The following is a 15539-nucleotide window of genomic DNA, read 5'->3' as shown; positions in this document are numbered from 1 at the left end:
CAAAGTCAAGCAGGACGGGCAAATAATCAACAAAGCCGCCTACATGGTTGTAGGCATTGATTTGGAGGGCTACAAGGACGTACTGGGCATTTGGATTGGTGAGAACGAGTCTGCGAAGTTCTGGCTGAGCGTATTGACCGACCTAAGAAACCGCGGTGTACAAGATATTCTGATTATCTGCGTCGATAATCTAAAAGGATTCAGCGATGCCATTGCCGCATGCTACCCGCAGACGGAGATTCAGAAGTGCATCATTCATCAAATCCGCAATTCCATCAAATATGTATCTTACAAGGACTTAAAGAAAGTCACCGCCGCGCTGCGTCCCATCTATACCGCTCCAACGGAGGAAGCCGCTCTGCAGGAACTGGAACAATTCGAGGCGGTATGGGGCAGGCAGTATCCGCTGATTGTACGCTCATGGCGGAATAATTGGGATGAGCTCGCAACGTTCTTCAAATACTCGCCGGAACTACGCAAACTGATTTACACGACGAATATGATCGAAAGCTACCACCGTCAACTTCGTAAAGTCACAAAGGGGAAGAGTATCTTCCCCAACGACGAAGCGTTGCTCAAGATGCTGTATCTAGCGACAATGGACGTGCTTCGCAAGTGGACGGGACGCGTTCAAAACTGGGGACAAATCCTGCTGCAACTTACGGTACACTTTCCCGATCGCGTACATGTCCGCTAAAGGACTTTACATGGAGGAGTGGGCATGATAGGCTGGTTAGCCACGTGATGACCGCTTTCCAGCATCGCCCAATCGCGAGAAATCATGCCCACTGGAGGCTCCATGTCAAGTCCGGCACCAAACTTTGGCATAACCGAGTTTACACAAAATTCTTGACAGACTCCAGGCGATGGAACGAATTCCGGGTTGATGATTCTACTGGCAAGTGTCTGTCGGCATTTTTCCCTGCCGAAATTAGCATTTTTCTCTTGCGAAAAACACCTGCGATCTCATTCACCGTCTGCTCTTCTCTCAGCACTTCCAGGACGACCTTCGTCTTAAACTCTGCGGTATATCGGTTTCGTTTCTCCATGGCTTCAGTATAACTTATTTATCGCCTCCCTGTGTCTCACCCTATGGGTTCATTGTAGACCATAACCGGGCTCAGTTCGTACTTAGGGCTTGCTGAAAAATCAAAAAATCCTTATCTCACAAGGGTTTAGAGGCACTTTTGTCGAATTCATCTGCAAAGAAAACACGGAAAATCGGTAAAAAACCTTGCAGATGGAGTGAGCGAAAGTGTTCGTGCTGAATCGAGATATGGCAGACTTGTTGGAAAACTTCTATTTGCCCTTTGGCGGAAAATTAAATCCAACCAATCGGTGGGTGCAGCTTGCGGCGATCATCCCTTGGGACAAAGTAGAAGAGAAATATGTGAGCTCGTTCAAGTCCCCAGCCATCGGCCAAAAGGCGTACTCGGCACGTATCGCCCTCGGCTCGCTCATCATCAAGGAGCGCCTTGGTTTAAGTGACCGCGAGACCACCTTACAAATCCAGGAAAATCCATATTTGCAGTTCTTCTTGGGCTACACTGCGTATGTCGATGAAGTGCCGTTTCATCACTCCCTGCTCACGCATTTTCGGGAACGGCTCGGCTTGGAAATCCTAGCTGAAGTCAACGACTGGATCGCCCAAGCCGCGCTGCAAGCAGAGCGAGAGGTCGAGGCGAAACCGAAATCGTCCAAGCGAGATCGCGATGACGACGACAACGACGCGGGCGGCTCGCAGCTCACCATGGAGGTAGGGGACGCTTTCTCTATTCCCGAGGAGCCCCCTGTTGTGGCGAAGAAACCCCGCAACATGGCGAAAAAGCTACACGTCCTGCCATCTACAGCCGCACCGACAGCGGAAGTCATGAACAAGGGCACCCTCATGCTGGATGCGACATGCGCGCCTGCGGACATCAAGTATCCGACTGACTTGGGGCTGCTGAATCACGCCCGTGAAATCCTGGAAGACATCATCGACGTACTGCACCGTCCCCATGTCGGAGCGATGGAGAAGCCGCGCACGTACCGCGAGAAAGCCAGAAAATCGTACCTGAGTGTTTCCAAGCAACGCAAGGCATCGGGCAAGGTGATCCGCAAAGCGATCAAAAAGCAACTTGGCTACGTGGGACGGAATCTGCGGATTATTGAAGCCCTCGTGAAGTATACGCCTCTCACGGAACTGAGCAAAAGACACTATCGCCAGCTTCTGATCATCTCGGAGCTCTACCGTCAGCAGCGCGAAATGATGGAGAAGAAGACACATATCGTCGCCGATCGCATCGTGAGTATCGAACAGCCGCATGTACGTCCGATGGTTCGAGGCAAAGCTGGAGCGAACGTGGAGTTCGGCGCCAAAATCGCCGCCAGTCTGGTGGACGGTTACGCTTGGATCGAAACGGCACAATGGGACAGCTTCAACGAGGCAACCACGCTGCAAGCATCGGTGGAAGCGTACAAACAGCGATTCGGGTATTATCCCGCCGTCATTCTAGCCGATAAAATCTACCGCAATCGAGACAACCTGAACTATTGCAAAACGCTAGGGATTCGCCTTAGTGGCCCGAAGCTCGGCAGACCCTCGAAAGAGCAAAGTGAAGTCGCCGATCGTCGGCAAGAGCGCCAGGACGCTGTACAGCGTAATGCGATCGAAGGAAAATTTGGAGAAGGCAAGCGCAAATTGGGCCTAGGTCGCATTCGGGCGCGTGGCGCCGAAACCAGTTTGACCGTCATCGCCCTTCAGTTTCTGGTCATGAATCTGGAGCGGCGACTGCGTGTTCTCTTTTTGCATTTTTTCAGACTGCTTGGGTTTAGAGACTTACGTTGGGTGTAAATGGAACGAATCTTGTTCAGCAAGCCCTACTTAGCAGCAATTTCATTCACGGTCTGCTCCTCCCGGAGGACCTCCAGTACAACCTTCGTCTTAAACTCTGAGGTATATCGATTCCGTTTTTTTCCATGCTCTTATTATAACTTAGGGCTTGCTGAACGATTGTTTACCTGAAAATGATGGTGGGGCGACGGCGAAGCAGAATGGAAAAAATGAAGCAAAAGAGAACGCGCAGCCTGCGTTCCAGATTCATCACCAGCAGTTGCAGCGTGATGACGGACTCGCTCGTCTGTGCAAGGCGCGCTCGAATACGGTCAAGCCCGTACTTTCGCTTGCCTTCTCCGAATTTGCCTTCAATGGCGTTTCGTTCCCCCGCATCTTGTTTAGCCAGGTGCCGCTGCTCGTTTGTCTGACCGTCTTTCGGCGGTCGACCCAAAGCCGGTCCGCTGAGCCGAATGCCATGTTGTTTGCAGAAGTTTCGATTCTCCCGCGTGCGATAGATTTGATCCGCCTGTACAACCGCCGGATAGCATCCCATGCGGCTGCGGTACTTCTCAATCGCTTCGATGAGCGTCGTGCTCTCGTTGAAATTGTCCCAGGAAATACGATCAAGGAACGCATAGCCCTTCGTCATGCTTACGGCGATCTTGGCTCCAAACTCGACTCGCGCTTTGGCTTTCCCGCGCACGATCGGCCTGACATGCGGTTGGTGAATGCTGACGATCCGATCTTCGATCTGATGTGTACGACCGTTGTACATTTGAAGTTGCTGGCGATACAGTTCGTGAATGACCAACAAGTCGCGGCAGGCTTTGCGGCTAAGCAGCGTAAGCGGCTGCTCTTTCGCCTGCTCGGCGATGATGGCCAGATTACGCCCGACGTATCCAAGCTGTCGCCTGATCGCTTTGCGAATCACTTTCGGTCCCGGACGGCGCTGCTTGGAGACCGCCAGATACTGCTTGCGCGCTTTTTCCCTGTAGGTACGCGGCTTTGTCGCTTTACCGACAACCGGTTCATGCAGCGTGTCGATGATCCCTTCGAGCTTCTCCCGTGCCTCATTGAGTAGATTCAAATCGGTTGGATACGCGACATCCGCCGGTGCACAACTGGCATCAACGAGAAGCGTTCCTGCATTGGGAGTGAGCGGTGCTTCCGTAACGAGTTCTTGCCTATCTGTGGAAAGCGGCTCGTTTGCTGACGCCTGCTCATTCGCCCATTCCTGGGCTTGTTCCGCAAGCGCCTGCTCCGTAGTGGCTGGGATCGCCGGCTTCACGGCTTGGGCCTTCGCATCATCAAACATCGTTTGTTGCTCCGCTGTATCTGAAGAGGCGCTCTTCTTGCTTGCTCGTTTTCTTTTACTGCTTATGCCGCCGCCATTCGCGTCGCCCTCGTCATCGTCCTTCCATTCCTTCGCGCCTTCGGTGGCCACGATCTCATTGATTTCGGCGAGCACATCCTTCAGGCGTTTGCGGAAATGCGTCATCATGGAGTGATGAAAGGGGGGCTTCATTTCGAACCCGGCCAAGCCAATGAAGTACTGCATGTACGGATTTTCGCTGATCGACGCAAGCGTCTCCCGATCCGTCAGCTGCATCCGCTCTTGAATAATGAGAGCGCCCAGTCCCATTCGCAAGCTGAGTGTGTGCTGCCCGCGAAACGTGTCCTTGAAGAACTGGCCGTAGTTTTTCTCGGCATGCGCCCATGGTACCAGCTTCGCCAACTGAACCCAACGATTTTCTTTATCCAGTTTCCCGCCGAAGGGCAGAAAGAAATCGTCCGGCAAAATCATTTGGTTTTCCAGATGCACGGTCGGCTTGTACACGCTCGTCACTCTCCGTCTGCAAGGTTTTGGCTGCTATTTCCTGTGTTTTCTTTGCATATGAATTCGACATAATGAGCTCAAACCCCTTGTTGTGACGCCGTTTTTAGCCAATTTTCGAGCGTTCAGCAAGCCCTAACTTATATTTCACCCTCTCGTGTCTCAACCTATGGGAGCATTATAATCGGCTTCTCGAAACAACTCCCATGAATTATTCAACTATTTCAAATCTATCCTCTATGTATCTAATTACATCTTCTTCTCCTAATTCAATTAGCCTTTTAATGGTACTTTCAGGGTTTTGTAGATAGCTGGTCTCGTATATGGCAATCCCAACATTCTGTAATAATTCTTCTTTCTTTTTAAGAAGATTATTGTTACTAATACTGATGTTAAACAATAATACGATCTCTTCAAAATATCCTATGACATCATAAATTAGAATTAGCAGATGTCCAAATAATTTATCTGTAATCCATGAATTGTGCATTCCTCCAACGAACGAACCCCAAAATGAATTACTATTCGAATGAACAATATCGTTTAAATTAGAATAAATTTTTTGCGAGATCGTATTATTATCAACTGCTTCTCTCCTCTCGTACGGTGAAATTCTCATTTTGTTTCTTATTACCCAGTCATTAACACGAGTCGGATTATTAATAAAGTACTTTAATAGCCAAGATAGTTCTAAAGATTGTCTAAGCATAATCTTGCTCTCGTCTTCTAAACCCATCTTTAGCAATTGATAAGTAGCCAATATATGATTTATTAATCTTCCAGTAATGAAAATACGAGCATGGTAGAAATAACTATTCTCTTCATCAAACTTTTCATCGTTAAACATTTCGAGATAGTTTAATGATTGCCAAAACACATCATCTCTATCATCTAGATGTTCAAGAAAAGATGACTCCTTCAAACTGCTATAAAATCGTTCCTTTATATCAGTCATCAAAGTGCCTCCTCGCGTAATTGGATGAATTTACATGTTTCGATTCTTTCGTATAAGTTTCTTGCATTCACGAACCCTCACCGGCTTAGATAGCTCCTATCTTAGCCGGTGCAGGGTTGTCCGCTGAATCCGCTTCCTTGAAAATACATCTCGCGGACCAAGGGACGACGTTAATCGGCCCGCTGCGTGAATGCGGTGTTATACGAGCCGGAAGGAGGTGAACAAAACCCTCTAAAATGCCGAAAAACCTTATGTATCAAAGGTTTTAGCCGATGGATAAATTGTTCCATCTGAGCGTAAATAACTCGGTTTTTCGTGAAAGTTTTACGAAATCGTATACCGGGTTGTTATACGAACCACCCCCTAGTCGACTCGTATATCCGCTTTACCTCGCATAACACTCAATGGAGGATATGCGAAGTGTTACGCCAAAAAAATGATCCAGCAAAAAGATTGCAAAGTTCAAACGTTACTTTCGATGAAGCCGTTTATCTTTTCTTACAGGAATGTAAAATCCGAAATCTGACGGAAGAAACTATCCGCCGTTACCTCAAAGGGTTGACCAAGTTCAAGCAACACCTCGAAACTAAGAAACTGAATTTGGGTACGCTAACCCCTTATGATCTGACCCACCGCATTATCCCCAGCATGCTGGACGAGGGATTGGCACTGAGGACGGTGAACTGTAACCTTTGCATCCTTAAAGAGTTTTTCAAATTCCTTACCTGCGAAGGTTGGATGGAAACGAACATTGCCGCAAATATGAAACCGTTCAAGGTTCAGCCTTCATTGACGCATACCTTCACGGATGGTCATTTGCAACGATTGCTTGCACAACCGGACCGATCCACCTTCACCGGCTATCGTAATTATGTCATGATGCTGGTGCTGCTCGAGACCGGCATCCGCTTAAAAGAACTGGCGAACCTCCGGATTACAGACATTCGCTTTGAAGAAGGATCGCTGCGCATCCAACAAGGTAAAGGACGGAAAGCCCGCCATGTGCCGATTCAACGCACATGCGCATTCGAGCTGAAACGATATATTCAGGAACGTGGCAAGTTGGAACACGAGCGCGTCTGGGTCAACTTGGACAACCGACCATTTGAAACTGCGGGAATTCGGATTATGATTTCCCGATATTGCAAAGCAGCGGGTATCAAAGGTATCCAATGCTCCTGCCACACTTTTCGACATACGATGGCGAAACAGTATCTACTAAACGGCGGCGACATATTTACGCTTAAAAGCATTTTGGGGCACGAGCGGATGGAAACGACGGAAATGTATGTCGAATTGTTTTCTCGAGACCTGCAAATTCAACATGGAAAGTTCAGCCCGGTCGAACATCTGGTAAACGAATTTCCAGACGCCATCGACAAAAGCGGGGTGAGCCAATGAATAAACGCAGGCAAAACGTACTGACTACCGTCGATGGTTCCAGTTCCGCAAAGCAACAATTAAGCTTCGACGATTTACTTCATTCTTTTATTCTCGATTGCAAAGCAAAAAACCTTTCGCCACTCACGCTTCGATTTTATCAGGACTGCGTTCAACAAATGAAAGATGCTTTTCTGGAACAGGAAGTTCCGCTCGATATCTATTCTGTGACTTCCCGCGAGGTCAAAAACCATTTTGTAGCCTATCTGATCGACCGAGGAAAGTCCGACAATACGGTGAACGGGCGTATTAAAGGCGTCAAGCAGTTCTTCAGGTATTTGTTCGAGGAAGGCTGGAAGACAAATAATATCGCGGACGAGTTGCATGTAGTCAAAGCGGAAAAGCTGATGATTCAAACTTTTACCAGAGAACAAGTAGCCGATCTGCTGGAACAACCGGACCGCAAAACGTTCACCGGCTTCCGTGACTATACTATGATGATTGTGCTGCTAGAAACCGGCATGCGGATCAGCGAACTATGCAACCTGAAAACCGGGGACTTGTTCTTCAAAGAGCAGGAGATTCGGATTAGCAAGGGAAAAGGAGGAAAAGCCCGCCGCGTACCGTTTCAGCAAACGTGCGCAAAAATCGTCCGCAAATACCTGGACATTCGGGGTGACCTGGAAACGGACGCTCTGTTCGTCAATATCAACAACGAACCGATCAGCACCAGAGCTCTGCAAGAAAAAATGCAGGTATACGGTAAAGCGGCTAGAATACAGGGAGTACGTGTTTCGCCCCACACGTTTCGCCATACGATGGCGAAATTTTATATCCTAAACGGCGGTGATCCGTTCACACTGCGACGTATCTTAGGACATGCCACGCTGGAAATGGTCGAGTATTATGTAGAGCTATTCAACAGCGATATACGGCAGCAACACAAGAAGTTCAGTCCGATTGAGAAAATGAAACGGACTATTTAATAGTTAATCAATGAAGAGAGGATGCTTTAAGCATCCCTAGAGTGTCGAGAAAGTCCAGAGGACTTTTTCGGCACTTTATTTTTATTTGGGTAAGTCTCACCTCACTAATGAAAAATCAATTTAAAACGATCTGAGAGCCAAGTTTTTGCAACTGAAAGTGGACAATTTCAGCCCCCTCCAACAAACAGTGGGTTTCTCGACAGCCTGAGGATGCGGGAGTGTCCAAAAATTTGTGTAAATGGTTTTTCTAAACAAAAGGGACGTTTAAGGCTTTACATGGAGTGGCGGACATGATAGGCTGGTTAGCCTCGCGATGCGCGGGGTCCTGGCGTCGCCTGATCGCGAGAAATCATGCCCGCAGAGGCTCCATGTCAAGCCGGCTGAAACTTTTCAAATTAGGCGGATAGTTCCGCCTGAAGCCGATCTCCAAAATAGATCACGAGCTGCGAGATACAGTCTTTCCATTCACGTAACGGCATCGTCCACTTCTTCGAGATCTCCATGGTAGGCAAGTAGATGATTTTTCTCAAGGCGTCGTCTGACGGGTAGGCGGTCTTGGTTTTTGTCACCTTTCGGAGCTGGCGATGATAACCCTCGATAATATTCGTCGTGTAGATGAGCTTGCGAATGGCCGGAGGATAGCTAAAGTAGGCAGTTAGCTCCAGCCAATTGTTTTCCCACGAGCGAGTGATGATCGGGTGCTTCTTCCCCCATTTGTCTTTAAAAGCGCTAAACGCTTGCTCCGCCTCTTCCAATGTTGCGGCTTGATAGATTTTCTTTAAGTCGGCGATGGTCTTCGTGCTGTAGCCGTTTCGACTATTTCCGGAATGATCGCCCTCGCTACTATGTTTGGCATAACCCAAATGATGGTCCATTTCCGCTTCCAACAAGCCTTGAATGGTGTCCCGAAACAGTTCCTTCAACTTTTCCTGGATATCTTCCACGGTCCGGCATTCTTTTGCAAGTTCCTTGATCAGTTGTGCTTTTGCGTCTTGGTTTTGCATAAACGGTCATCTCCTTATATTGGTAATTATGACCATTTACACAGAATTTTTTACGCTCTCGAGGATGCTTTTAGCATTCCCTCTTCAAATTAGCCAATATACGATAGACTACTGTTCAATTACAAAGTCCAACCAATATCTTAATGTTGGCCCGATACCTGTTCTGTCAACGTACGGTCCTGTTAAATTTTCATATTCAACACCCGACTTCTGTATAAATTCTTCTGGTTGTACGGCTGGTATAGAAAGTGATATTTCTGCTATATAATGACCAGCCTCATAACCTTTACCTTTATTACTGAATATTCCAAAATCAAACTTACCATCAACGACTTCTGAATTGCCTTGCCCATGCAATTGACCTGTTTTTTCTTAACAGATACAATAAGATTAGCCTTATCAAAGAGATTTGTTTCTCCAGTAATCTTGAAGGTTTTGTCGGGATTTATCAAAATTTGCACATCAAATTCAATTTCAAGTGCGTTGGGATTTATTTGTATAGTCTGTTCATATTGATGCTTGTGTTCCGGTCTATTATATGGATCAATCCGCTCATAATCTGATTGAGTGACACCAAGTTTTGTGCTCCATACTTTGTTCCCACCATCTATGATTTCAATATATTTGTGTACATCACGAAAGCACAATGAAATCTGATAATATTTTTGTTTGTGATTTAAGTCCCCCCTATTGACCCAATGGTGTATGTTATCAAGTGAAGACGCAGCCTCTATATAGTTGTATAGAAAATCATCAAACTCTTTATTTCTGGAACGACCAAATTCACTAAACATCTGGAATCCATATTTTATTTCTTCTATTTTTTTATAAAGTTGGGGCTGTAAAATAAATTGTGTAAACTCCTAAACGGAGCTACTCTAGTAGTAGACGTTGAGAGGGCGGAGAGCACAATGGGATTGTTCAGCAAAGAGCAGCTACGGAGCTTCATTAAAGAGAACGATATTAAAACTGCCGGTGATATTCACAGCGCACTTAAGAACCTATTCGCTGAGACCGTTCAGGAATTCATGGAAGCGGAACTGGATAACCACTTAGGCTACGCCAAGCATGACACTAAGAATAAGAAGACGAGCAACAGCCGTAACGGCAAGATGCCTGCTAAAACCGTAGCCACGGAGCTTGGCGACATCGAGATCCGTACGCCACGCGATCGGGAAGGGGAATTCGAGCCCCAGATCGTCAAGAAGCATCAGAACGACCTCTCCGGCCTGGAGAACCAGATTATCTCCATGTACGCCAAGGGCATGTCCACTCGCGATATTCAGGCCCACTATAACCATATCTACGGCGTCGATTTATCCCCAACGCTTGTCTCGAACATCACCGATCGCATCCTGCCCCAAGTCCAGCAGTGGCAGAACAGGCCTTTGCATCAGGTCTATGCGGTCGTATTCATGGATGCCATTCACTACAAGGTCAGGCACGACAACGCGATTGTGAATAAGGCTGCCTATATGGTTATCGGGATTGATCTCGAGGGTCACAAGGATGTTCTGGGCATGTGGGTCGGTGAGCACGAGTCTGCCAAGTTCTGGCTGGGCGTCTTAAACGATCTGAAAAGCCGGGGCGTCAAAGACATTCTCATCAACTGTGTGGATAACCTGAATGGCTTCAGCGAAGCGATTGCCGCTGTATATCCCCAGACCAATGTCCAGAAGTGCATCGTGCATCAGATCCGCAATTCGATGAAACACGTGTCGTACAAGGATTTAAAGGCTGTTGCGGCCGCACTAAAACCGATTTACAAAGCGGTCAACGAACAGGCGGCAGCGGTAGCGATGGACGAATTTGAATCCGTGTGGGGCAAGAAATATCCACACGCCGTACGCTCGTGGCGGTCCAACTGGACAGAGCTCACAGCGTTCTTTCAGTACTCGGAAGAGCTGCGTAAAATCATCTACACGACCAACGTGATTGAAAGCTATCATCGCCAGCTCCGTAAGGTCACGAAGGGAAAAACGATCTTCCCGAATGACGAATCACTGATCAAAATGCTGTACTTATCCACTATGGACGTCATGAAGAAATGGACGGGCCGCGTTCAAAACTGGGGACAAATCATTCTGCAGCTATCCATTCACTTCGGGGATCGCATCACCCCACACATTCACTAAAGCTTATTTGATTGAGTTTACACAAATCTATTGACAGACCTATAAAGTTCAACCTCAAACTCGTCATAATTTTTTTGAAATATACTGAATAATTGTCCGGATATTAAGCGAATTTCTTCAAATATTTTTTCATAATAAATATATAAGTACTTATCATCATCGAACACATGATTTGCATAGTAATCTGCCAACGTACTATATTCCTCACCTTTTGCCCAATAGTATCCTTCACTATCAGGTGCACTAATAGGCACAGGTCGAAATTCCTCGTCCAAATTAGGACTTATCCACTGTCCTCGAAGAATCCAATTACGCATAATGTAACTATCGCCATCGTTTGCAATATAAATCCACACTACATCATATTTTGATTCATATTGTTTAATAATATTTTTGGACACTTGCTGTATTTGGTCGATGTTCAATAGTTTTTTTAACACAATAGTTAACGAGATCCTTTTGGCTCTCCGCGTGGAAATGTCCTGTTCTTCCATGATGCTATAAGTTCCATCAATAGAAAATTTCACTGATTTATATTTTTCTTTGATATAGTCCGCTACAGATGGAAGTTCAGGATATATCTTTAACTCATTTATTGCGAATTGCTCATCTAATTCTCGCTTCACTGACATCTTATACTCGTATGGAATGCGTATGATCAATGCTGGTTTTATACTATCAAGAGATTTTAACTTGCGTTGAATAACACCATCGTAGATCTCATTGCCACAAAGAGCAAATGTCCCTTTTTGATTGTACAATCGAATATTAGAACGCTTTAATTCTTCTGAGTACTCAACAAAAGTAATTTCTTGTGCCATTGTCAGTACTTCGGTCTTGGAAATAAATTCATCATACTCGCTTTGATAGGCTTGTTGAATCGTGGAAAAGTCGTAGTCCCTTAGAGTAGCTAATAAAGCAAGAAGGCGAACATGTTTGCTAGTCATAGCCCTACTAGATTGAATATATACATAAACAAGTCCTGCGTATTCTGAATTAGTATTCTGAACAGCGAAAAACAAGGCCACAAGCGGGTCTAGAGTGAGTCTGTCAAGAATTTTGTGTAAACTCGGTTATACAAAGTTTGGTGCTGGACTTGACATGGAGCCTCTGGCGGGCATGACTTCTCGCGATTGGGCGATGCTGGAAAGAAGGCATCGCGAGGCTAGCCAGCCTATCATGCCCGCCCCCTCCATGTCAAGTCCTTTAGAGAACTTGTATACGATCTGGGAAGTGCACCGTGAGTTGCAGCAGGATTTGTCCCCAGTTTTGAACGCGTCCTGTCCACTTTCGAAGCACATCCATTGTCGCAAGATACAGCATTTTGAGCAACGCTTCGTCATTCGGGAAGATGCTTTTTCCCTTCGTGACTTTGCGGAGCTGGCGATGGTAGCTTTCAATCATATTCGTCGTGTAAATCAGTTTGCGTAGTTCTGGCGAGTATTTGAAAAACGTGGCGAGCTCTTCCCAATTGTTCCGCCATGAACGTACGATCAGCGGATACTGCTTGCCCCATACGGCCTCGAATTGATCCAGCTCCTGCAGAGCGGCTTCCTCCGTTGGAGCGGTGTAAATCGGGCGTAATGCGGCGGTAACCTTCTTTAGGTCCTTGTAGGATACGTATTTGATCGAATTGCGTATTTGATGAATAATGCACTTTTGAATCTCCGTCTTCGGGTAGCATGCCGCAATGGCATCGCTAAATCCTTTCAGATTATCCACGCAGATGATCAGAATATCCTGGACGCCGCGGTTTCTCAAATCGGTCAAAACACCCAACCAGAACTTTGCAGATTCATTCTCGCCAATCCAAATGCCGAGTACATCTTTATAGCCTTCCAGGTCAATCCCGATGACCATGTAAGCGGCTTTATTGATAATTTGCCCGTCCTGCTTGACTTTGAAATGAATCGCGTCCATGAAAATGACAGAGTAGACCGGCTGCAGAGGGCGATGCTGCCATTCCTTGATCAGTGGCATGATTTTCGCCGTTACGTTCGAAATGAGGGTCGGCGATACGTCAATGCCGTACAACTGATTCAAATGATCCTGAATGTCTCGCGTGCTCATGCCTTTGGCATACATCGATATGATCTGATCCTCGATGCCGGTGACCTGCGTCTGGTGCTTCTTGACGATCATCGGTTCAAACTCGCCAAGCCGATCCCGCGGGACCTCGATTTCGATTTCGCCGTATTCCGATGTTACGGTTTTAGAACTATGCCCGTTACGGCTGTTACTCGTCTTCTTATTCTTTACATCATGCTTGGCGTAGCCGAGTTCCGTTTCCAGTTCGGCTTCCAGCATTTCTTGAAGAGTCTCAGCAAACAGTTCTTTTAGCGTTTTCTGAACATCTTCGACGGTCTTCAAGTTGTTCTCTTTGATGAACTGACGAAGTTGATCTTTTGGTAGTAGTTTCATGATGTGTTCTCCCTCAACCTTTCGTTCTCTCTCGATTGTAATAGATTTAGGTTTGAGAGTTTACACAAAATATTTTACAGTCCCTCTAGAGTGACATCAATCAACCTTGTAGGAATTCCGTAGTGTTGCAATTTTGATAACCGCTCAAAGGGGGATTTCAATAATTGAAATTCATCCTCTTTCATGCCAATGGATTCGGAATAAATAATATGTTCATTTGCCAAGTACCCTGAATCTCTCGTGATACTTGAAGTTATACTTTCATATTGAGAAGATTGCCCTCTGTAGAAAATCTCTGAGTAATTTTTGTATCGTTTAAGAATTTCAAAAAACTGAGCAATACTATTTGCTTGTTGCACAATTGTCCCCCACCTCATAACAACTGCAATCGAAGAGTAAGCCAACAAAGGACCAATCCTTATTTTACAACAATAAACGGTTCAGGATTCGATTTATTCTCCGGAAGTAAAACAATAGTTTCTTGTTGCAATTGGAATAAAATTATATTTTAAAGTATTGAGCATTGTCTAATTGTCTAAACAAAAAAGAAATAAAGCTCAGAATATCTAAACAATCTTGCTTACTGATCGGCCAAGTATTTGCGGGTTCATGAGCTGTAGGATTTCTAATAGCTTGCATTAAACCAGATGACAAAAACTTTATTCCATCCTGCACATTTTTGTCCGTCTCAGTAATACATTTTGTTATTTTCAATACACCATTATTAACGCTTAATACGTCCATCATTAAGTTGAAACCGTCTTTTTCACTCTGTGCTTTTTCTTTAACCGAATAATTATAAGCCTTGGCAGCTTCAAAAACTGCATGAAAATAATTACCTTGCAAAAACAGTTCCCTACAATGTTTATTAACTTCACTATGGAACTCTCTACCAAGAAACACATCAAGTTCATCTTTATAAACTAGGTTATATGGCAGTCCATTTTTTGATAATATGTCAATTACTGCATCGATATTAGTTTTACCAGCGATTTCTTTGCAGAATTGAATCAAAAGCTTACTTCGATCATCATTGTTCATTTTTTCCGTGGCTAGTGACATTATCCAATCATATAATAATTGGGCCCTTTCGGCTGTAATAGAATCGTGAGGAAAACTGCGTCTTTTAAAGGAAAAGGTTGCTTCTGCAATTCTATTAATTTCATTTTTTGACGTATTCCATTTTATTATTTCTCCGTAAGCGTCAAATACTCCCCACCTATGGTGGTTGAAACGGCTATGAGATAATCTTCCTTAGAATAATGCGAGGAGGATTTTTTATGTCTATCCAAGTAGAACGAAGGCAACTCTGGGAATCGCGGATTGACGCTTTTCGGGCGAGCGGCCAGAAAGCAGCGGAATGGTGTGCCGAGAATCAAATCAATCGACGCCAACTATATAATTGGATGCGGAGGTTGGACAGCAAGCGGCCTACAAAGAACTCTCCGTCATGGGTGAGGGTCAAGGTTGATCAACAACCGCAAGAAGCTTCGCCGTCCGTGCTAATCAAAATCGGTTCCGCTACGATCGAAGTCAAATCAGGGTACGACGCCTCCCTGTTAGCCGATGTCGTCCGGACGCTACAGACCATATGCTAAATGATGTCAGCGTGGATCGGGTGTATCTAGCTTGCGGCAGTACCGACTTGCGTAAATCGATCGACGGTCTAGCCATCCTTGTTAAGGAGGGCTTCGATCAAGACCCGTTTTCGCCGGCCCTCTTTGTCTTTTGCAATCGCGAGCGAGATAAAGTAAAGATTCTTTATTGGGACCATAACGGATTCTGGCTCTACTATCGCCGATTGGAACGCGGACGGTTTCAATGGCCGACGGAGACGACGGCATCCACAATGACCGTTACCCGTCGCGAATTGCGATGGTTGCTCGACGGCCTCTCCCTCGAACAACGCAAAGCGCACCCGGCGGTTGCAGCTCGGACCGTTATTTGAAACGTTCAGGATATCGCCATCGTATGTTCGGGCACCCCGCAGGAATCGAGGGGCTCTT

General features: G+C 45.9%; 14 protein-coding genes and 2 pseudogenes. 7 read left to right on the top strand and 9 right to left on the bottom strand.

What is annotated here, in order from left to right; genetic code table 11:
* A partial coding sequence (locus tag EXW96_RS25910) for an IS256 family transposase (protein WP_174349752.1) occupies positions 1–697 on the top strand: 697 nt, incomplete at its 5' end.
* 558 nt (positions 698–1255) lie between these two features.
* On the top strand, positions 1256–2836 hold the full coding sequence (locus EXW96_RS25900; protein ID WP_375256423.1) for an IS5 family transposase: 1581 nt from the start codon (positions 1256–1258) through the stop codon (positions 2834–2836).
* A gap of 163 nt (positions 2837–2999) precedes the next feature.
* Here the strand turns inward: EXW96_RS25900 and EXW96_RS25895 are convergent, their stop codons facing one another.
* Both EXW96_RS25895 and EXW96_RS25890 read right to left on the bottom strand, forming a co-directional pair.
* The gene (locus EXW96_RS25895; protein ID WP_174351743.1) at positions 3000–4655 is read right to left on the bottom strand and encodes an IS5 family transposase; all 1656 of its coding nucleotides are present in this window, start codon (positions 4653–4655) and stop codon (positions 3000–3002) included.
* Between the two features lie 208 nt (positions 4656–4863).
* Positions 4864–5607 carry a hypothetical protein gene (locus EXW96_RS25890; protein ID WP_174351742.1) on the bottom strand — a complete coding sequence of 248 codons (744 nt, stop codon included), beginning with the start codon at positions 5605–5607 and terminating at the stop codon, positions 4864–4866.
* Positions 5608–6027: 420 nt separating this feature from the next.
* On the opposite strand from EXW96_RS25890, the gene EXW96_RS25885 reads away from it, so the two are divergent.
* Both EXW96_RS25885 and EXW96_RS25880 read left to right on the top strand, forming a co-directional pair.
* Complete coding sequence (locus EXW96_RS25885) at positions 6028–7008, top strand: tyrosine-type recombinase/integrase (RefSeq protein ID WP_144932803.1); 981 nt, start codon at positions 6028–6030, stop codon at positions 7006–7008.
* Positions 7005–7973 carry a tyrosine-type recombinase/integrase gene (locus EXW96_RS25880; RefSeq protein WP_144932801.1) on the top strand — a complete coding sequence of 323 codons (969 nt, stop codon included), beginning with the start codon at positions 7005–7007 and terminating at the stop codon, positions 7971–7973. Before EXW96_RS25885 ends, EXW96_RS25880 begins: the two co-directional genes overlap by 4 nt.
* Positions 7974–8368: 395 nt before the next feature.
* Here EXW96_RS25880 and EXW96_RS25875 read toward each other — a convergent pair.
* From EXW96_RS25875 to EXW96_RS25870, 3 genes and pseudogenes are all read right to left on the bottom strand, one after another.
* A pseudogene (locus EXW96_RS25875) lies at positions 8369–8764 on the bottom strand (transposase); the annotation flags it as partial.
* Between the two features lie 9 nt (positions 8765–8773).
* Positions 8774–8977, bottom strand: a pseudogene (locus tag EXW96_RS28810) (transposase); the annotation flags it as partial.
* A gap of 260 nt (positions 8978–9237) precedes the next feature.
* Entirely contained in the window at positions 9238–9771 is a 534-nt protein-coding gene (locus tag EXW96_RS25870; RefSeq protein ID WP_174351741.1) for a hypothetical protein, read from the bottom strand.
* 117 nt (positions 9772–9888) lie between these two features.
* Between EXW96_RS25870 and EXW96_RS25865 the strand changes: the two genes are divergently transcribed.
* Positions 9889–11112 (top strand): IS256 family transposase, encoded by a 1224-nt coding sequence (locus EXW96_RS25865; protein ID WP_174351740.1) that lies wholly within the window; start codon positions 9889–9891, stop codon positions 11110–11112.
* A gap of 17 nt (positions 11113–11129) precedes the next feature.
* Here the strand turns inward: EXW96_RS25865 and EXW96_RS25860 are convergent, their stop codons facing one another.
* The 4 genes from EXW96_RS25860 to EXW96_RS25845 form a co-directional block, all read right to left on the bottom strand.
* The gene (locus EXW96_RS25860; protein WP_174351739.1) at positions 11130–12059 is read right to left on the bottom strand and encodes a hypothetical protein; all 930 of its coding nucleotides are present in this window, start codon (positions 12057–12059) and stop codon (positions 11130–11132) included.
* 259 nt (positions 12060–12318) lie between these two features.
* Positions 12319–13533, bottom strand: a complete 1215-nt coding sequence (locus EXW96_RS25855) for an IS256 family transposase (protein WP_174351738.1) — start codon at positions 13531–13533, stop codon at positions 12319–12321.
* A gap of 74 nt (positions 13534–13607) precedes the next feature.
* On the bottom strand, positions 13608–13892 hold the full coding sequence (locus tag EXW96_RS25850; protein WP_174351737.1) for an FRG domain-containing protein: 285 nt from the start codon (positions 13890–13892) through the stop codon (positions 13608–13610).
* A gap of 142 nt (positions 13893–14034) precedes the next feature.
* Positions 14035–14574 carry a TIGR02391 family protein gene (locus EXW96_RS25845; RefSeq protein ID WP_217437514.1) on the bottom strand — a complete coding sequence of 180 codons (540 nt, stop codon included), beginning with the start codon at positions 14572–14574 and terminating at the stop codon, positions 14035–14037.
* A gap of 239 nt (positions 14575–14813) precedes the next feature.
* Here EXW96_RS25845 and tnpA point away from each other — a divergent pair, with 239 nt between their 5' ends.
* A complete protein-coding gene (gene tnpA / locus EXW96_RS25840; RefSeq protein ID WP_174351721.1) occupies positions 14814–15131 on the top strand; it encodes an IS66 family insertion sequence element accessory protein TnpA in 318 nt (105 codons plus the stop codon).
* A complete protein-coding gene (tnpB, locus tag EXW96_RS25835) occupies positions 15125–15481 on the top strand; it encodes an IS66 family insertion sequence element accessory protein TnpB (RefSeq protein ID WP_174351722.1) in 357 nt (118 codons plus the stop codon). The genes tnpA and tnpB overlap by 7 nt, the downstream gene beginning before the upstream one ends.
* Positions 15482–15539: the final 58 nt, after the last annotated feature.

Origin of the sequence: Paenibacillus sp. JMULE4 (genome assembly GCF_013337105.1) — a bacterium.
Taxonomy (GTDB): Bacteria; Bacillota; Bacilli; order Paenibacillales; family NBRC-103111; genus Paenibacillus_G; species Paenibacillus_G naphthalenovorans.
Note: the sequence above shows the minus strand (reverse complement) of the source record. Positions and strands in the feature narration are given on the sequence as shown.